Source organism: Pelodictyon luteolum DSM 273, assembly GCF_000012485.1.
Taxonomy (GTDB): Bacteria; Bacteroidota; Chlorobiia; order Chlorobiales; family Chlorobiaceae; genus Chlorobium; species Chlorobium luteolum.
The window spans coordinates 268,010-285,333 of sequence record NC_007512.1 but is presented as its reverse complement, the minus strand read 5'-3'; the positions used below and the strand labels follow the sequence as shown (position 1 = coordinate 285,333).

Here is a 17,324-nt window from a genome sequence, read left to right as displayed (position 1 = left end):
ACGGAAACGCCTGCTTCAGCAGGTGAACGATGCCGATACAACAGGATAGTACCATCTATTTCTTATCTTGAACATAAAAGAGACCCCCTCTGGTATGAACCCGTTCGAACGACTTTCAGAAAAGCTGAGCCTGACGAGAGCGGAAGTTGTCGCAGTCTCGACCCTTCTGGCTTTTCTGGTGTTCGGCGCCATACTCCGTACCATGCATGCAGTGGAGCTGGAATCGGATGCCGTCCGGCAAGCCGAGGCAGCTGTCTTCAGCGACAGGGAGGCCGACAGCCTGATCAAGGCAGCCAGGCTTGATGAAGGCCGTGTGGATGAGGCCGTCAGAAAAAGCATCGCCCTGGAAAAAAGCACCGGAGGCTTTGAATCAACGCCCCGCCGGGCGAAGAAGGAGCCCTTCACCGGAACCGTTTCATTCACAAGCGCCACCAGCACTGAACTGCAGCAGATCCCGGGTGTCGGACCGGTCATGGCGGGGCGGCTCATCGACTTCAGGACGGCGCACCATGGGCACATCGAGTCCTACGATGCGCTCCTCGAGGTAAAGGGAGTAGGAAAGAAAAAACTTGAAGTCCTCAAAAAGCACCTGAGCATCGACCAATGACGAGAAGCATCGTAGCCTGCGCAGTCGATGCAGCCGAAAGCAGCATCGTCAGGCTCAAAACGAGCGGAGGGGATGGGTTCATCCTCACAGAATGCAGGACCGTTCCTGCCGGCTACGCCCTCCTCGCCACCCCGAAAGGACAGCGGGCGCTGAAAAAGCTCTCGGAACATGCCGCCAAATGGTCCGGCGAGCCGCTTTCTCTCTGCATCGCTCACGATACCTACCATCCACTTCCGGCTTATTTCCCCCTGGACGCAACCGATGAAGAGTGCAGGGGGTACAGCCGCCTTGAAGCATCTTACTTTCTCGACGAACCCGGTCACTACGGCTGCGACGTCCTGCCCTTTCTGGAAGAGAGTGCAGGCGGGCTGCAGGGTAAAAAGCTGCTCATGTTCTGGCCGGAGGCCCCGGCAAAAGGCATTGCCGGGGCGTTCAGCAGCCGGCACGCCATTTCCGGCGACAGCACGCCGCTGAAAACGGCAGTGGGGATATCGAAGATGTCGGAAGGGCAGACGGTCCTTCTTGAACTGTCCGGCTCACACGTGCTCCTTGTGGTGGCATCCTGCGGTGCAATTAGCCATTTCAGCCACCGCCGTGTGCTCAACCGGGATGAAACCGCATATTTCGCACTGAAGGAGATCGCAGAAGCCGCTCTTCCGCCCGGCACCCCGGTGCAGACCCGGGGCGCTCTGGCGGACCGGGCAATGGTGGAGCTCATCAGCCGGGAAAGCGCATGCCCGCTGCAGCCCCAGGCGCTGCCACGGACGGTCTCAATCAGCGGAATGGCGCAGAAAACCCTTCAATCACCCTCAGCACTGAACGCCATCATGTCAGCGATCCTTGTGCTTGCATGACTACGGCCTTCCGGCCGCTACCACCTCGGCGATCTGTACGGCGTTGGTAGCCGCGCCCTTGCGAAGGTTGTCGGCGACGATCCAGAGGTTGAGGGTCTTCGGATGCCAGTAGTCGGGCCGGATCCTTCCCACAAACACCTCATCCTTTTCATACGACGTCAGCGGCATGGGGTAGACGCGTGCCGACGGATCGTCCTGCAGGACGATACCGGGGGACCGGCCGAGCAGTTCCTTCACCTCTTCAATGTCGAAGTCGCTTTTCAGCTCGATGTTGAGCGATTCGCCGTGTCCGCCGTACACCGGAATACGGACCGTGGTCGGGGAGACGCTGAGAGAGGAATCACCCATGATTTTCCGGGTCTCGTTGACCATCTTCATCTCCTCCTTCGTGTAGCCGTTGTCGGTGAAAACGTCGATCTGCGGCACGGCGTTGAAGGCGATCTGGTGGAAATGGGTGAACTGCTCCTGGCGCTCTCCGGCAAGCTCGCTCTCCAGGGCATCGCGCCCCGCCTTGCCCTTTCCGGTCACCGACTGGTAGGTCGAGACAATCACCCGGCTGAGCCCGTAACGGTCCATGAGCGGTTTGAGCACAACGACCATCTGGATGGTCGAGCAGTTGGGGTTGGCAATGATCTTGGCCGCACTGCCGTCTGCAGCGAAAATGTCTCCGGGGTTCACCTCGGGAACGACGAGCGGGATGCCCTCGTCCATCCTGAATGCGGAAGAGTTGTCGATGACGACCGCGCCTTCGGCTGCCGCCACAGGAGCCCACTGGCGGCTGGCGGAAGCGCCTGCTGAAAAGAGCGCGATGTCGATCCCGCTGAACGCTTCGGCGGAAGGCACGCAAATCACGTACTCCTTTCCACGGAACGTCACCTTCTGACCGGCGCTCCTTGCCGAAGCGAGCGGAATGATGTCGGTTGCGGGAAAATTCCGCTCTTCAAGGACCTGCAGCATGGTGCGGCCAACAAGGCCGGTCGCGCCGAGTATGGCTACCCGGCACTTTTTCTCGGAACTGCTCATATGGTTGTGTTCGATGCTTTATAGTTCAATACAAGTTTATCTGAATGGTCGTTGAGGTACTCCGCATGCTCGCGGATCCGCCCCTCCCGGGCATAGCCCTCACACTCTTCGCGGTACTCGAGCAGGATACTCTCCACTGCCCGCCAATCCTCCTCGCGCACCAGTTTGTTGCGCACCACCGATACTTTCGGCAGGCCTTTCAGGTAGGTGGCATAATGACGTCGCATTTCAAGCGTCCCGTATTTCTCACCCTTGAACTCCACCGAGAGCTGCAGGTGCTCGATGGCTGCCTTGATGCGCAGTCTGAAGTCGGGTGGAGGCGGCGGGGTGCCGGTTTTCAGGAGATGCTTCGTCCCGGAAAAGATGAACGGGTTGCCGATCGAGCCCCGCCCGATCATCACCCCGTCGGCGCCGGTTTCCAGGAACATCCTCAGTGCGTCTTCGGGACTCCAGACGTCACCGTTGGCGATAAGGGGAATGCGGGCATGCCGTTTGGCCTCCGCAATCCACCCCCAGTCAGCTTTGCCTTTGTACATGTCGCTCCGGGTCCGTCCGTGCAGGGCGAGGGCCTGAATGCCGGCGTCCTCGAGGCGCCGGAGCACATCGAGAATGTTGATCGATTCGTGGTCCCAGCCGATCCGGGTCTTGGCCGTCACCGGCAGCCGGACGGCTTTCACCACGGCCTCGGCAATGGCAGCCATCTTTTCCGGCTCTTTCAGCAGCGCAGCCCCGGCGCCCTTCCCGGCAACCTTCTTCGTCGGGCATCCGAAATTGATGTCAAGGTAATCCGGCTGGAACTCTTCGGCAATCACCGCAGCCTCCACCATCGACTCCACCGTGCTGCCGAAAATCTGCACAGCCAGGGGCCGCTCAACCGGATCCGCCTTCAGTTTCCGGACGGTCTTTTCAATGCCCCGCCTGAGCGCCTCGGCACTGACAAACTCCGTATAGACGATGTCCGCCCCGTGGCGCTTGCAGAGCTGCCGGAACGCGCGGTCGGTCACATCCTCCATGGGGGCGAGGATGACGGGGCGGTCGATGTCGAGCTTTCCGATTTTCATGCCGTCAGGGCTGCAGGGCCTCCGGGTTGCCGGTCATGACATCCTTCACCTGGCTGTGCACCTTCTTGAAAAGCTCGGGGTCTTCGCGCAGCGCCTTCTTCACGGCTTCGCGTCCCTGACCGAGTTTGTCCGGGCCGTAGCTGAACCATGAACCAGCCTTCTTGACCACACCGAACTCCACGGCAAGATCGATCAACTCGCCCATGAGGGAGATGCCCTCCCCGTAAAGGATATCGAACTCGGCAATCCTGAAAGGAGGCGCAACCTTGTTCTTGACCACTTTAACCTTCGTGCGGTTGCCGATGATTTCGTCGCCGTCTTTCAGCTGGGCAATCTTGCGGATATCGAGCCGGATAGAGGAATAAAACTTGAGCGCCTTGCCGCCGGTGGTTGTTTCCGGGCTTCCGTACATGACGCCAATCTTGTCGCGCAGCTGGTTGATGAAGATGCAGACGCTGCTCGACTTGGAGATGGCGCCGGTAAGTTTGCGCAGCGCCTGGCTCATGAGCCGGGCCTGCAGACCGACCACGCTGTCTCCCATCTCTCCCTCAAGCTCCGCCTGAGGCACAAGGGCTGCAACGGAATCGACAACGACCACGTCGACCGCGCCGCTGCGCACGAGTGTTTCAACAATGGAGAGCGCCTGCTCGCCGGACTCCGGCTGGCTGATCAGCATGGCATTGATGTCAACCCCGAGCTTGCGGGCATAGCTGGGGTCGAAAGCGTGCTCAGCATCAACAAGAGCGGCGATGCCGCCGGCCTTCTGGGCTTCGGCGATGACATGAAGCGCAAGGGTGGTTTTGCCGGACGATTCGGGGCCGTATATCTCCGTCACCCTGCCGCGCGGAAGGCCTCCGACGCCAAGAGCGAAATCGAGGGTCATCGATCCGGTTGAAATCGACTGGACCTGCATCACTGCCGAATCGTCCCCGAGGCGCATGATGGCACCTTTGCCGAACTGCTTTTCAAGGGCTTCGACAGCGAGGTTCAGCTGTTTGAGTTTTGCCGGATCAACGCCTGGGGCGGTCTCTGCGGGTCTGGGTGTAGCCATGGTGCATTTAGGGGTATGGTGAACGAAAAAAACCGGCCCTTCAGGTTACTGCGCTTAAGAGAGTCTCTTCAAGCGGCCGGTAGCTGACCTGAAGTTCCTCCGTTGATTTCATGTTGCTGTATGAAGCCCTCCGCCCGGCAAGGCGGATGCTCTCAATGCTGATGAACGACGGGCGGCCTGAGATCCAGGAATAGAGTTCGCCGCCGATGCCTGCCAAGGAGCCGATGGGACCCGGTAGGGCGATGGTGGGGCGCGTGCGGCTGCCGGGAAGCTCAGCGATGCGCAGGTAAAGCTCCTTGAAAGTCATATTGTGGCCCACCACCAGATAACGTTCACCGCTGCGGCCGAGGCGCCATCCGGCAATGAGGGCGTCGACGACGTCAGAAACATCGACAAAACCGGTACCGCCCGTCGGATGCACCGGGATGCGTCCCTGATAGATGAGGCGCAGGACATCGTTCGATGAGCTCTTCGACGCAGGATTCGAGGGGTCCCGGCCGATGACAACCCCCGGGCTCACCATGACGGCCTCAAGCCCCTCGGCGGCTCCGCGCAAGACCTCGAGTTCGGCAAGATGCTTCGACTCCATGTACCCGTTCCGGCGCTGCCAGTCCTGGAAAGAAGCCGATTCACCGACCGGCGAACCATCCTCGGTGGCGCCGGCCGCGGCCATCGAGCTGGTGACGACCAGACGCCGGACCCCGGCGTTGAGGCATGCGTTCACCACGTTTCGGGTGCCGAGGACATTGACGTCGTAGAGCTCGCCAGTGTGGCGCTTCGTATAGGAAATCAGCCCCGCAGAGTGGAACACGGTGTCGATGCCCCGGAATGCCAGATCAAGCGCAGGCTGGTTCAGGATGTCCGCCCGCACGACCTCCACGGGAAGGGTGCCCGAAAAGGAGCAGTCCGAGCCCTCACGGGCAACGATCCGCACCCCCTCACCGCCGCCGGCACCCCTCATGAGCGAAAGCAGCAGCTGCGAACCTATGTAACCGGTCGCGCCGGTAATGGCAATGGATGCAGTGGACATGAATCGGCTATAAGGTAGTTCGGCCCCTCCGGAAGGGCGCACGCTCCGCCAGTGAGCGCCTCTGTTTTTAAACATAAGAATAAAAACTACATTGCTCTCAATTCCAATGAAGAGGACCAGAAATTTTTCGGATGATGCGGCAGCAGAGAGCGACACATACCAATGAAGCGGTTATTGAGGAACGGCTCCCCAACGGCCTGAGGGTCGTGACGGACCGCGTGGCGTCGGTTGAGAGTGTGACGCTCGGCATCCTCATTGAAGCCGGCTCGCGCGACGACCCCGAAGACGCCGCGGGGCTCGCGCATTTCATCGAACATGCCATCTTCAAGGGCACCGGACGCCGCTCCTATCTGGACATCGCACGGGACATCGAAAAGCACGGCGGCTACCTTGACGCCTGGACCACCAAGGAACATACCTGCATCTACCTCCGCTGCCTCAGCCGGCACCTGGAGGCTTCGTTCGAACTGCTCGCCGATCTCGTATCGGACCCGGTGTTCCCTCCCGAAGAGATCGAGAAGGAAAAAGAGGTGGTACTGGAGGAGATCAGCAGCGTGGAGGACGCGCCGGAAGAGATGGTGTTCGAGGAGTTTGACCTCCGATCCTTCCCCCGCCACCCGCTGGGACGGCCGATACTCGGAACCATGGAGAGCGTAGAGGGAATATCGGCCAGCCACCTCACGGCGTTCATCCGGGAACACTACCGCCCCTCGAAGATGATCCTCAGCGCCACAGGCAATGTCCGCCACGCCGAGATCACCGGGCTCGCGGAACGGTTTCTCAATAGAGCGGATATGTCTTCCGGGTGCGCAACGCGCATGATGTTCCGTCCGGAGGATTACCGGCCGTTCAACAAAACACTGAAAAAACGGATCTCGCAGTCGCAGATCGTGCAGGGAACGGCCGCAGGGCGCAACGACCGCCTGTTCTATGCCACAATGGCGCTCAACTCCATGCTCGGCAGCGGGATGAGTTCGCTGCTCAACCTTGAGCTGCGTGAAAAACGCGGGCTGGCCTACAGCGCCTATTCAGCCGTCTCGTTTTATGACGACCTCACCACCCTGAACATCTATACCGGCACCGACGCACTGAAAATCGACACCGCCCTCAAGCTCATCGAAGAGTTGCTCCACGGCCCTGCCCTCCTGCATCCCGATCCCGGTGAAGTCGAAACGGCAAAAGCAAAGCTACTCGGATCTCACATCATGGGAATGGAAAAGATGACCCGCAGGATGTCGCAGGTCGCCACCGACATCTCCTACTTCGGGCGGTATGTCCCCCCGGAAGAAAAAACTGCCAAAATCGAAGCGCTCACCCCACTGGACATCAGAGAAGCCGCCCGGGACCTCATCCTCGAGCCTCCGCTCTCCACACTCGTCTACCGGCCCTCCCGCTGAGGGCTTCGCTGTTTTAAATACCGGTTATAATTTGTATCTTTTGGACTTTGATTTTTGACCATTATCACCAAACCACAGAGAGCCTTGCAAAAGAATATCAAGAACATCAGCGAAACCGAACAGGAACTGGAGATCATCTTCACCTCGGACGAATTCGCCAACGATTACGAACAGGAACTTGAAGAGGCCAAAAAGACCGTACAGCTCAAGGGGTTCCGCAAAGGCCACGCTCCTGCAGGCCTGATAAGGAAACTCGCCGGCCCTGCCATCGAAGCCTCCATCGCAGAAAAACTTGCCTCGAAGCATTTCGGGGACATCGTCGAATCAGACAAGATCAAGACCGCCAGCCGCGCAGGCATGATAGACTTCACCTTCACGCCCGAGCAGCTCACGGTGCGCCTCGGCTATGAAGTGCACCCCGAGTTCGACCTGAAAGATTTCAGCAGCTACTCATTCACCCGCTCCGTCTACACCATTGACGATGCCGCCGTCGAAAAGGAAATCAACCTCATCCTCAAGGGCCACGGCACCATGGTCAGCGTCGACGAAGCTGCCACTGCTACTGACACCGTCATCGGCGATGTGGTGAAACTCACTGAAGAGGGTGAAGAGGGCGAAGGCAAGACCGAAAACCACCACTTCAATCTGGAATACCTGCCGGAAGACAACCCCTTCGGCAAAGCCATCGCAGGAAAAAAAGCCGGAGAAACCGTGGTAGTTGAAACCCCAGGGCAGAACGAGGGAGATGCTCCCGTCAACTTCCGGGTCACCATCAGCGAAGTCAAGCGCATGGAGCTGCCTGAGCTTACCGATGAACTCGTCAAAGAGATCACCGGCCAGCGCTTCGAGAACGTTGCGGACTTCAAAGCTGATGTCAAGATCCAGCTCGATGAGCATTTCTCCATGAAATCAGAAGAGGACCTGCTCGAGTCCATCTCGGCAAAACTGATTGACGAGAACCCGGTTGCAACCCCGAAAACAATGGTTGCGTCGTTCTCGAACATGCTCGTGGAAAACGCCAAGCGCCAGATGGGCGGCAGCTTCCCGAAAGCCTTCGACACCGACCAGTTCCAGACTGCCATGCAGCCAAACGCCGAGCGCCACGCCCGCTGGCTCGTCATCAGCCAGAAGATCGCTGAGATGAACAACCTCGAAATCGACGAAGCTGCCATCAGGGAGTACGCCGAGAAAGAGGCAGCAAAGAATACCGCAATGAACGCCGAAGAGCTCATGAAGACCTACATGTCAGCAGACTTCCGCGACTATGTCACCGACACCATCACGAAAGAAAAGATCTACGAAATCATCAAAGCTAAAGTGAGCATCACCGACGAGGCGACTCCGGTTCCCGACCACAGGGGCTGACGCGCTGGCCGAACGGAGGAACGTGAAAAAGGCAGGACCCGGACCCCCGGGCATCCTGCCTTTTTTTTTGCTTCCCTGCAGCGCATTACCGCCCGCCCGCACCCTGCCGATCCCCCCTCGCCGGGGAACCCCCTCAGGACTCAGGGCCCCGGCAAAGAAGCGCTGTCGCCACTGCGGAATGCCTGTCGTGGGCGATGGAGATCTTGATGGAACATCCCTCCGGCAGCAGGCCGGGCTGGGAGGAGCGAACGAACGGCTTGCCGGCCGGATCATTCAGGACCTCGAAGCTCTTCCAGTGCACCGCAGCCGTAATGCCGGTTCCGAGTGCCTTGACGACAGCCTCCTTCGCCGCAAACCGGCCGGCGATGCTGGCGAGGGGAGAGGGCTTTTTCAGGCAGAGTTCGATCTCCTCCCCCGTCATGATCCGCTCAAGGAACTTCCGTCCGTACCGGTCGTAGGCTTTTTCGATCCGGACAAGATCCACGATGTCCACACCTATCTCCACGGTATCTTCAGCCGAGAGTGATGGTCATGGAAAGGTCGAGCGCACGCACACTGTGGGTCAGCTCGCCGACAGAAATGAAATCGACTCCGGTTTCAGCAACCGCCTTCACATTGTAGAGACTCATGTTGCCGGATGCCTCCAGAAGCACGCCCGAGGGCATCGAGCGCACATACTCCACCGCCTCGTGCATGAGGTCTATGGTGAAGTTGTCGAGCAGGATGATGTCCGGCCGGCAGGCAAGGGCCGCGCTCAGTTCGTCGAGTGAGCGGACTTCGGCTTCGATCTTCACGTCGAGACCATGCTTTTCCCGGTACATCCTTGCCCGGTTGAGTGCCGGGCCGACACCGCCGGCGGCATCGATATGGTTGTCCTTGATGAGGATAAGATCGAACAGCCCGAAGCGGTGGTTCCGCCCGCCGCCGATGCGCACCGCCTCTTTGTCGAAATAACGAAGCCCCGGAGCGGTTTTCCGGGTGTCGAGGATCCTGGCCTCCGTATGGGACACCAGGTCCACGAACGCTCTCGTCTTGGTTGCAATCCCCGACATGCGCTGCATGAAATTCAGTGCCGTCCGCTCACCGAGCAGTATCGGTGCCAGAAGGCCATGTACGTCAAACACCCTTTCACCCTGTACAACCCGCTCACCATCGTTACGATGCACCTCAAGCTTAAGCGACGGGTTGCATGCCGCAAACACCTGTGCGGCGACATCGACACCAGCGATGACGCCGTCTTCCTTTGCCCTCACAACAGCGCTTCCCTGCTGCTGGGGGTCGATGGTCGCCATGGTGGTGACGTCCCCCGTATAGCGGTCCTCCTCAAGCGCAAGCATCACCGCCCGTGAGCGGCACCCCTCATAAAAATCGTGACAATCCTGATTCTTCATCTTCATCGCTACTTGCAACCATTAATAAAATCTACTGAACCCGTAAAGTTACACTTTTTCCTTTCCATGCTCCATCCTAAAAAAGGTCCGCCCCCGGTTTTATCTTTTTCGATTTTGAATTCAGCCGATTCTGAGCAACATTGTTAGTTTGAAACACACACGCCGCCAACTTTTTCCGCCGCAAGATGACACACATCTCCCGCTCCTCGGTCAGGCTTTCGAACATGGTCTTCTACGCCCACCACGGCGTGCTCCGTGAAGAGCACCGGATCGGAGCCAAATACGAGGTCGATGCCGAGCTTACCTTCGACTTCACCGGGGCGGCCATGAACGACGACATCACGAAAACAGTGGACTACGGGGCGGTGTACAGCCGGATCCGCATGGCTCTTACCGGAAAGAAATACTTCCTCATCGAGGCTGTCGCCTGGGAGATTGCCCGGGACCTGCTTGGTGATTTCCCCGCGGTCAGCGAAGTAGGCATAAAGGTCCGCAAGCGCAATCCTCCGGTCGACGGAATCTGCGACTATGCAGAAGCCGACTGCACCATGCAGCGCGACTGAAGAAGATGAAGCTCCACACAGCATACATCGGAACGGGATCGAACATCGGGGACCGCCTCAGTCACCTGCAGGAAGCCGTATGTCGGCTCGGCGCGCTCCCGGAAACGAAGGTGCTCCGAGCCTCGCCCGTCTACATGACAGAGCCGGTCGGGGAAGAGGAACAGGAACGATTCTACAACGGCGTGGTACAGATAGAAACCGGCCTCACGCCTGAAAACCTTCGGAGCGCAACAAAGGCTATAGAGCAGGAACTCGGCCGGCCCGAACGATACCGGAGATGGAGCCCGAGGGTCATAGACCTCGATATCCTCCTCTATGCAGACTGCATAATCGAGACTGATACGCTCCGGATTCCCCACCCGGAACTGCACCGCAGAAAATTCGTGCTCATCCCGCTGCTCGACATCGCAAACCCTCTGCACCCCGTCCTCAGAAAAACCATCCTTCAGATGCTCCGGACGTGCGGCGACCGGTCGGTACCCGTGCGCCTTAGGGAACGACTCCGTCTGCACTGATTCCACTGGGATGTGACCCTACCCCCTCAACCGCGTAGAAAGAAAATGGGCCGCCTTAAGCAAGGCGGCCCATCTGCATCTATAACACCGGTTCACTAAGGCCTGCTCCGGCAGGGCATCAGGCGCTTCAGTTCGCGAAGGTGATGTTGAGGTTTCCCGCCTCGAAATCAGCACCTTCCGTCTTGCGGCCGATGAGCACGTTCGGGAGCATGATGCTCTTGCGGAAGTTGTTGATGTCCACCAGGAGCTCGTCACCCTTGATGTTCACGTTGAGCTTCTGCACTTCGACGTTCGGAAGGTATAGACTCAGGACGTACTTGCCGTCGACCTTCTCGAGGGTCTGGGTCCTGTCGTTGGTGTAGAGCACGTCGGCAGGGTTCTTGTCACCGAACATCTCCTGGCTGAGCTCGTACAGGCGGTCCGGGTTGATGACCTCTGCCGTTGCCTGCCCGGCACGGAAGATCGGAAGCGGGAAGAAGCAGTTCTCGATCACGCGGAGGTACTTCTGCTGGATGTCGATGAGGCTCTGGAGGTACTTGTCGCCTGATTTCGCGGGAAGGATCTTGTTGACGATGGCGGCATCAAGCTTGTAACCGAACAGGTTCAGATAGGTCTGCACGCGCAGCGCCTCCTTGATGACCATGTTCTCCGGGTTGAGGACAACACGGAATGTGGTGATGCTCTTGTCCTGAAGCATGCCGTGCAGCTCTTTCATGTGCTCGTTCACCTCCGGCATGAGCTTGAAGATGTTCTTCTTCGGCATGAATTTCGAGAGGAGCGGTGCAGCGAATCCGATCGCCTTGGAGTGCCAGCCGCCGATTTTATCCGAGTACCAGCCGTAGGACTCGGGCATGCCGAGCAGACGCATGGTTTCGCCCGTCGGAGCGGCATCGACAACGACCGCATCATAGTTTCCGGATTTGGCGGCCTTCCAGATATAGCGGAGGCTGATCATCTCTTCCATGCCGGGGACGATGGCAAGCTCCTCGGCAACGACTTCGTCGGCACCGTCGTGCATGAGGATGGAGGAGAAGTAGGAGTACAGTTCGTTCCAGTTTTCGCGGATCTCGGCCAGCACGTTGACCTCCATGGCAAAGAGGTTCTTTTCGACCTCAATGGGGGTCTGGCTCAGCTCGACGCCGAACGCATCGGCAAGGCTGTGGGCCACATCGGTGCTCATGATCAGTACCCTGCCTCCGCGGCGGGCAATCGCCGTGGCCGTTGATGCCGAGACCGTGGTCTTTCCGACCCCGCCCTTACCCAGATAAAGAATAATTCTCATGGTGCTTAACAAAAACTATTGAGGAGAGTTGACCTTTATTGAAACTACACTGTACCAACGGCCTCGCCCGCCGTGTGCCGGAACGCCTCACCATAGAAGCGATGCCGGACCCGGCCTGCCGCCCTAGGACTCCTCTTTCGGCTGCGCCTCCGGCGCCGTTATGAGGGGGTCGGATTCTATGGTGCCGTAGCATCCGGCATCTTTTTTCTCCGGAGCAGGTTCGCCAAGCGCGTCGAGAAGAACGTCTTCAGGGAGGATCGGCTCCTCCTCACTCCCCGCAACCCTCACCGATATCTTTTTTCTTACAGGAGGGAAAACTGCCTCCTGCGCCGCATCTTCCGATGCAGTCTCTGGAGCGTTTTCTCCCTCAGCCTCCATGATCTTTATCTTTTTCCTCCGGACCTCTCCGACACCGCTCTCTTCGGGACATTCGTCGGCAGGCCGGTCCATATCCATCATGTCCTTGACAAGCGCCGGCACATCGCCCTCGTCAGCCTGAATCTTGATTTTCTTCCTGCCGAGAGGAGGAGCGTCGTTCATGGGGGGCACCTCGAACGCATCGTCCTTGAAATCGAAATCACTTCTGCCCGTCCGGGGCTCCTCATCCCTGATGGAGATTTTTTTGCGGCGGATCGTGTTGTCCTCATCGTCCTCGAATCGCCCGCCGCCGGGAGCTCCGCCCTCTTGACGCTGCGGCTGCTGTTTTCTCGATCCACCCCCGATCCCCGATACCTTGATCATCTTGCCGATGGAACCAAGCACGCCGTCGTTGCGTACCGCTGTCTTGATGGCCGTCATGACGAAACGCTCTGCCTGGGGGTTGCCCGCAATGTTTGCCACCAGTTCATTGACCGCCGTCAGCACGGTGGCTACATCACCCGGCACGTGCTGCAGATCTTTCATCACCTGGTCACGGAGCTTGAAGGGAGCCTCGCCGACAAGGTCCTTGATGGACCCGGCAATCCGTTTCAGCGAAGCAGGATCAGTCGGCAGCATGTTCTCGAGTCCGCCAAAGGGACCCGACGGCTGATTGGCACCTCTGCCCTGCTGTCCGCGTGGCGAGCCCTGTCCCGGCTGCTGTCCCGGAAGTGCCTCGCCCGGAGGATAGCCGATCGAGGCCTTGTACTGCTCAAGAAGATCCTGGCCGTAGCCGATTGAACTGTCCTGCTGGGAGGGAGAGGGCGCATCAAGGGCGATGGTGAACTGGCGGGGAATGCAGATGCTTCGGCCTGCGTCAAGCAGGCGGTGGGCGATGGCGTCGGGAACGGGCTTGCGGAACCCGGTGCCGAGATGTTCCTCGATGACCGACTCCATGACCGTATGCATACGGATGATAAGCTCAGCCTCCTGGATTTCGACCATGTCGAATATCACATAGACCGGTTCCTTCTCCTCCCTGCGGATCTTGAGGTTGAGGGTGGCGAAAGCGCTGTCCTTGTTGCGGCTGTTCACTGTGACTGCGCTGAGCTCGAAGCGGTCAAGATAGTCCTTCGATGCGCCACGCGCCCAGAGATATACCGCACGGTCGGAGTATATAAGGTAGTCCTGGAAGGCTATGTTGCCGACCCGTTCCTGATGGGATTCATAGAAAACCCCGTCAAAGAAGGCGATGGGCTGTTCCCCCTCGCCGAGAAGCTGCTTCTGAAAGAATTCCGTGACATCGGCAAGTTCCGTCTGTCCGGACACATATAATGAGATGTTGGCCATTTACCCGGGTCCGATCACGTTACACGGTTATCGACAAGTCTGCATTGAAACCTTTAAAATAGAAAAACTAATGGAATTTACGCAACAGCACCTTCACCCGAGATGCAATGGAAAAACGGGTGCATAAATGAATGAAACCGGAAGGGTAAGCGGGGTGACTTGACGGGCTGCGGAAAAGGGTTGGAGCGGACAAAAAAAAGGCAGTGTACAGCCTATGGCCGACACTGCCCTCGAAAGAAACACATCGTGTGTGCTTACTTTGCGAACTTCGACTCGACAGCCTTGGAAGGCACGGCATAACCCGAAACCTCAGGTGAAGAACCGCGGAGGCTTGTACCGCCGCCCATGCTGCCATAAGCGTTGCGGTTGATCCTCATGGTACCTTTACCAAGCGAATCGAACAGCATGCCGACAGTTTCCCAATGCCCCTCAACCATGACCTCAAAAATGCGGCCGGCTGCGGCAAGGATATCAGTAAATACTCCTCCACCACTCATAATTCCTCCTTATGGAATTTTATTATTGGAAATACACCTACTTACTAGAATATGAAAACTTTAATTCAATTTAAAGCAATCGGCTAAAAAATACAAAAAGATTTTCAGCAGCGCGCTGAGCTCTTATTTCTTGCCTGTCTGCTTCTGGAACGAGCCGGTGATGTTCTTGACAGCTTCGGAAGCGCTGACACCTGCATCGCCGATGGCCTTGGCTGCGTTGTCGGTCACGTTCTCGACGTTCTTCACAGCATCGCTGTAAAGGTCACCGGCCGAACGGGATACGTCCTTCACGGTGATGGCGACGCGGTCGATGGTCTCGCCGACTACTCCGCCGGTACGGCCGAGGAGGCTGCCGACTCCGGTTGCATCAAGCAGGGAACCAACGGTGCCCGAAACCGTCTCGACCACGGTGCCTGCGAGCTCCAGGCCGCCGACGACGGCGCTCTGACCGGTAAGCAGTGCACTTTCGGCAAGAAAGGTGAGGCGGTCGGTGAACTCAAGTTCCTTGAAATCCTTGCGGAGTTTCTGGTAGGACTCTGACATATCTTCCTCCTGTTAAGCGGGTCTTCCCGCGATTGTGGTTTATGGTCTGTACTCTTAAAAACTAAGGAAAAAACTCCCTCAAAGCAAACCGCTCAGGCCATCAGGCCTTGTTGCTGTACTGCTTGTCCGTCTGGTGTCGGCCCTGATGGTTGAGGTCGAACGGGATGTGCAGCCACTTGTCCCGGAACACCGCGTCACCGGGCTCAAGGCCGGTGAGGCTGATGGGCAGGGTGATGATTTTGCGCTGGCTGCCGATCTGCACGTAGAGCTCGTCGCCGGTGACCCAGACGTCGATGTCGCCGGGATTGGCGAACATGAGCTTCAGCTGCACTTCGTAAATGTCGCCGTTGCGCACGAACTTGATCGGCGGTTCGTCGTACATGAGGTCGCTGGGATCGGTGTCGCCGTACATGTCATGTGCGAACTGCTCGAGGGCTTTCAGGCCGACGATCTCCTGTTCGTACATACGGAGCTTGGTCACCGGCAGGGGGGAGAATCCTTCTTCGATCTCGCCGAGGTATTTCTGCTGGATGGCTTTCCAGTTCTCAAGGTATCCGCTGTCCTCATTGGTATCGAGCAGGCGGTTGACCAGCACCATATCAACCTTGAACCCGTAGAGGTTCAGGTAGGTCAGGGCGCGCATGGTCTCCTTGATCGACATCTTCTCGGCATTCATGACAAGGCGTACTGTCGACTTCACATTGTCGGTCAGGATTTCGCGGATATCCTCAAGTTCGTCGAACACCTGGTCGACCGACTCGATGGCATCTTCCGGCGGTATGTAGTATGCAATGCGGTCCGACATCTTCGAGAGCGGCTTGCTCAGGGGGCGGACAATGTACTTGTTGACGTTCTTGACGGCCTTCATGCCCCAGGAGAGGGTATCGGGCAGGGAGAGCAGGCGGAGGGTCTCGCCGGTCGGGGCGGTATCGAGCACGAGGACATCGTATAGACCGGAGGACTTGTAACGTTTGATGCGCAGGAGCGAGAAGATCTCTTCCATGCCGGGAAGGATGGTCATCTCGTCGGCCATGACGCCCGAAACGCCCTGGGCCATGAATATTCTTGTATAGTACTTCTGGACGGACTGCCAGTTCTGCTTAAGATCGACATACGGATTCACCTCAATCGCATGCAGATTCTCTTTTATTTTGGTCGGCTCTGCGCCGAGCGGCAGATTGAATGAATCTGAAAGACTGTGTGCCGGATCCGTTGAGAGCACGAGGGTACGGTATCCCAGTTCTGCCAGCCTGACTGCTGTTGCCGCCGATACGCTGGTCTTTCCGACACCGCCCTTACCCGTAAATGTTAGAATTCGCATGAACCGGACATTGGTATTGATGGATGAAAATCAAAGATTGAAAGATATAACTCTCAAAGGACTCTGCAAAAGATATGGAGAAGATACTTCCCCGCTGGCGGGGCTTGCAAATGTTGACGCCCCTGCATTAATTACCCTTCTAAGATGACAAGCACCGACTGCGGACGACAGGCCGTCCGCCAACTGAAACCGAACCCCGCCATGCCCCGAGAGAGCTCAATCACCGACATCAGGGCGACCGTTGCCGCATCGCGGCGTATCAGCCGCGACGTCACCCTCATCACCCTCGACTGCCCCCAAATCTCCCTCACCGCGGAGCCCGGGAACTTCGTCAACGTCCGGGTGAACGATACCACCCAGCCGCTCCTCCGCCGCCCGTTCTCGATCCACGACGCCGGAGACGGCCAAGTCAAGCTGATGGTCAAGGAGATCGGCAAGGGTACTGAAATATTCTGCCGATGTGCTGCCGGCACAGAGTTGTCGGTGCTCGGCCCGCTCGGCAACAGCTTCAGCACCGGAGCAGAAGGCTACGATACCGCCGTCCTCGTGTCGGGCGGGATCGGCACCGCCCCGATGCGCTTTCTGGAAAAACGCCTTGCCGCCATGGGGAAAAAAGTCGTGAACCTCATCGGAGGGCGCACTAAAGACGATCTCCTCCCGGAAGGCCTCACCGGATGCCGGTTCGCCACCGACGATGGATCGGAAGGGTTCCACGGCACGGTGCTTGCGCTTCTGGAGTCCCTCGTTCCCTCACTCACGGCGGAAGGCACCCCGAGGATATTCGCATGCGGACCCACCCCGATGCTGCGGGCGGTGGCCCGATTCTCCAGGGAAGCAGGCATTGCTTCTGAAGTCTCGCTCGAGTCGGTCATGGGATGCGGGTTCGGGATCTGCTACGGTTGCAGCGTGGAGGTCAGCGCACCCGACGGCGGGACAAAAACCATCCTTCTCTGCCGGGAGGGTCCGGTCATCGACGGCGGGCGCATGGTCTGAGGGGCAACCGCACTTTGCATTCTGCAGTAAATGCGCCGTATGGCTATGTTATCCGGAATGAGACTCGTATACTGCACTATATAATAAAAAGCCCCCCGACTCCAGACAGCACCCGGGGGCTCCG

General features: G+C 58.2%; 18 protein-coding genes. 7 read left to right on the top strand and 11 right to left on the bottom strand.

Annotation, left to right across the window (positions count from 1 at the left end; all coding sequences use genetic code 11):
- Nucleotides 1-94: 94 nt before the first annotated feature.
- The gene (locus PLUT_RS01450; RefSeq protein WP_011357042.1) at nt 95-607 is read left to right on the top strand and encodes a ComEA family DNA-binding protein; all 513 of its coding nucleotides are present in this window, start codon (nt 95-97) and stop codon (nt 605-607) included.
- Nucleotides 604-1,461 (top strand): hypothetical protein, encoded by an 858-nt coding sequence (locus PLUT_RS01445; protein WP_011357041.1) that lies wholly within the window; start codon nt 604-606, stop codon nt 1,459-1,461. The genes PLUT_RS01450 and PLUT_RS01445 overlap by 4 nt, the downstream gene beginning before the upstream one ends.
- Here PLUT_RS01445 and PLUT_RS01440 read toward each other — a convergent pair whose 3' ends face one another.
- The 4 genes from PLUT_RS01440 to PLUT_RS01425 are packed head-to-tail and all read right to left on the bottom strand — an operon-like array spanning nt 1,462 to nt 5,626.
- Nucleotides 1,462-2,484, bottom strand: coding sequence for an aspartate-semialdehyde dehydrogenase (locus PLUT_RS01440; protein WP_011357040.1), 1,023 nt, complete (start codon nt 2,482-2,484; stop codon nt 1,462-1,464).
- A complete protein-coding gene (gene dusB / locus PLUT_RS01435; RefSeq protein WP_011357039.1) occupies nt 2,481-3,545 on the bottom strand; it encodes a tRNA dihydrouridine synthase DusB in 1,065 nt (354 codons plus the stop codon). Before dusB ends, PLUT_RS01440 begins: the two co-directional genes overlap by 4 nt.
- Before the next feature lie 4 nt (nt 3,546-3,549).
- Nucleotides 3,550-4,596, bottom strand: a complete 1,047-nt coding sequence (gene recA / locus PLUT_RS01430; RefSeq protein ID WP_011357038.1) for a recombinase RecA — start codon at nt 4,594-4,596, stop codon at nt 3,550-3,552.
- Between the two features lie 40 nt (nt 4,597-4,636).
- Nucleotides 4,637-5,626, bottom strand: a complete 990-nt coding sequence (locus PLUT_RS01425; protein WP_041463723.1) for an NAD-dependent epimerase/dehydratase family protein — start codon at nt 5,624-5,626, stop codon at nt 4,637-4,639.
- A 131-nt stretch (nt 5,627-5,757) separates the two neighbouring features.
- Here PLUT_RS01425 and PLUT_RS01420 point away from each other — a divergent pair, with 131 nt between their 5' ends.
- A complete protein-coding gene (locus PLUT_RS01420; RefSeq protein WP_011357036.1) occupies nt 5,758-7,023 on the top strand; it encodes a M16 family metallopeptidase in 1,266 nt (421 codons plus the stop codon).
- Nucleotides 7,024-7,107: 84 nt separating this feature from the next.
- Nucleotides 7,108-8,388 carry a trigger factor gene (tig, locus tag PLUT_RS01415; protein WP_041463722.1) on the top strand — a complete coding sequence of 427 codons (1,281 nt, stop codon included), beginning with the start codon at nt 7,108-7,110 and terminating at the stop codon, nt 8,386-8,388.
- Nucleotides 8,389-8,521: 133 nt separating this feature from the next.
- Here tig and PLUT_RS01410 read toward each other — a convergent pair whose 3' ends face one another.
- Together PLUT_RS01410 and nadC are read right to left on the bottom strand one after the other, a co-directional pair.
- Entirely contained in the window at nt 8,522-8,893 is a 372-nt protein-coding gene (locus PLUT_RS01410) for a holo-[acyl-carrier-protein] synthase (RefSeq protein ID WP_041463721.1), read from the bottom strand.
- A 7-nt stretch (nt 8,894-8,900) separates the two neighbouring features.
- Nucleotides 8,901-9,785 carry a carboxylating nicotinate-nucleotide diphosphorylase gene (gene nadC / locus PLUT_RS01405; protein WP_011357033.1) on the bottom strand — a complete coding sequence of 295 codons (885 nt, stop codon included), beginning with the start codon at nt 9,783-9,785 and terminating at the stop codon, nt 8,901-8,903.
- Nucleotides 9,786-9,964: 179 nt separating this feature from the next.
- Between nadC and folB the strand changes: the two genes are divergently transcribed.
- Nucleotides 9,965-10,342 (top strand): dihydroneopterin aldolase, encoded by a 378-nt coding sequence (gene folB / locus PLUT_RS01400; protein WP_011357032.1) that lies wholly within the window; start codon nt 9,965-9,967, stop codon nt 10,340-10,342.
- A gap of 5 nt (nt 10,343-10,347) precedes the next feature.
- Nucleotides 10,348-10,857 (top strand): 2-amino-4-hydroxy-6-hydroxymethyldihydropteridine diphosphokinase, encoded by a 510-nt coding sequence (gene folK, locus PLUT_RS01395; protein ID WP_011357031.1) that lies wholly within the window; start codon nt 10,348-10,350, stop codon nt 10,855-10,857.
- A gap of 127 nt (nt 10,858-10,984) precedes the next feature.
- On the opposite strand, the gene PLUT_RS01390 is transcribed toward folK, so the two are convergent.
- From PLUT_RS01390 to PLUT_RS01370, 5 genes are all read right to left on the bottom strand, one after another.
- Nucleotides 10,985-12,139 (bottom strand): ArsA family ATPase, encoded by a 1,155-nt coding sequence (locus PLUT_RS01390; protein ID WP_011357030.1) that lies wholly within the window; start codon nt 12,137-12,139, stop codon nt 10,985-10,987.
- A 123-nt stretch (nt 12,140-12,262) separates the two neighbouring features.
- On the bottom strand, nt 12,263-13,846 hold the full coding sequence (locus tag PLUT_RS01385) for a hypothetical protein (RefSeq protein WP_011357029.1): 1,584 nt from the start codon (nt 13,844-13,846) through the stop codon (nt 12,263-12,265).
- A gap of 254 nt (nt 13,847-14,100) precedes the next feature.
- The gene (locus PLUT_RS01380; protein WP_011357028.1) at nt 14,101-14,343 is read right to left on the bottom strand and encodes a bacteriochlorophyll c-binding family protein; all 243 of its coding nucleotides are present in this window, start codon (nt 14,341-14,343) and stop codon (nt 14,101-14,103) included.
- Between the two features lie 123 nt (nt 14,344-14,466).
- Complete coding sequence (locus tag PLUT_RS01375) at nt 14,467-14,886, bottom strand: chlorosome protein C (protein WP_011357027.1); 420 nt, start codon at nt 14,884-14,886, stop codon at nt 14,467-14,469.
- A 100-nt stretch (nt 14,887-14,986) separates the two neighbouring features.
- Nucleotides 14,987-16,207, bottom strand: coding sequence for a TRC40/GET3/ArsA family transport-energizing ATPase (locus PLUT_RS01370; protein ID WP_011357026.1), 1,221 nt, complete (start codon nt 16,205-16,207; stop codon nt 14,987-14,989).
- A gap of 144 nt (nt 16,208-16,351) precedes the next feature.
- Between PLUT_RS01370 and PLUT_RS01365 the strand changes: the two genes are divergently transcribed.
- Nucleotides 16,352-17,200, top strand: coding sequence for a dihydroorotate dehydrogenase electron transfer subunit (locus PLUT_RS01365; RefSeq protein WP_011357025.1), 849 nt, complete (start codon nt 16,352-16,354; stop codon nt 17,198-17,200).
- The last annotated feature ends 124 nt before the right edge of the window (nt 17,201-17,324 follow it).

Bases quoted from the DNA above. Each gene is read 5' to 3' on its own strand.
- PLUT_RS01445 (WP_011357041.1), top strand. From the start codon at position 604: ATGACGAGAAGCATCGTAGCCTGCGCAGTCGATGCAGCCGAAAGCAGC.
- PLUT_RS01385 (WP_011357029.1), bottom strand. From the start codon at position 13,846: ATGGCCAACATCTCATTATATGTGTCCGGACAGACGGAACTTGCCGAT.
- PLUT_RS01440 (WP_011357040.1), bottom strand. From the start codon at position 2,484: ATGAGCAGTTCCGAGAAAAAGTGCCGGGTAGCCATACTCGGCGCGACC.
- PLUT_RS01380 (WP_011357028.1), bottom strand. From the start codon at position 14,343: ATGAGTGGTGGAGGAGTATTTACTGATATCCTTGCCGCAGCCGGCCGC.
- PLUT_RS01365 (WP_011357025.1), top strand. From the start codon at position 16,352: ATGACAAGCACCGACTGCGGACGACAGGCCGTCCGCCAACTGAAACCG.
- nadC (WP_011357033.1), bottom strand. From the start codon at position 9,785: ATGAAGATGAAGAATCAGGATTGTCACGATTTTTATGAGGGGTGCCGC.
- PLUT_RS01370 (WP_011357026.1), bottom strand. From the start codon at position 16,207: ATGCGAATTCTAACATTTACGGGTAAGGGCGGTGTCGGAAAGACCAGC.
- dusB (WP_011357039.1), bottom strand. From the start codon at position 3,545: ATGAAAATCGGAAAGCTCGACATCGACCGCCCCGTCATCCTCGCCCCC.
- folK (WP_011357031.1), top strand. From the start codon at position 10,348: ATGAAGCTCCACACAGCATACATCGGAACGGGATCGAACATCGGGGAC.
- recA (WP_011357038.1), bottom strand. From the start codon at position 4,596: ATGGCTACACCCAGACCCGCAGAGACCGCCCCAGGCGTTGATCCGGCA.
- PLUT_RS01425 (WP_041463723.1), bottom strand. From the start codon at position 5,626: ATGTCCACTGCATCCATTGCCATTACCGGCGCGACCGGTTACATAGGT.
- PLUT_RS01450 (WP_011357042.1), top strand. From the start codon at position 95: ATGAACCCGTTCGAACGACTTTCAGAAAAGCTGAGCCTGACGAGAGCG.
- folB (WP_011357032.1), top strand. From the start codon at position 9,965: ATGACACACATCTCCCGCTCCTCGGTCAGGCTTTCGAACATGGTCTTC.
- PLUT_RS01375 (WP_011357027.1), bottom strand. From the start codon at position 14,886: ATGTCAGAGTCCTACCAGAAACTCCGCAAGGATTTCAAGGAACTTGAG.
- PLUT_RS01420 (WP_011357036.1), top strand. From the start codon at position 5,758: ATGATGCGGCAGCAGAGAGCGACACATACCAATGAAGCGGTTATTGAG.
- PLUT_RS01390 (WP_011357030.1), bottom strand. From the start codon at position 12,139: ATGAGAATTATTCTTTATCTGGGTAAGGGCGGGGTCGGAAAGACCACG.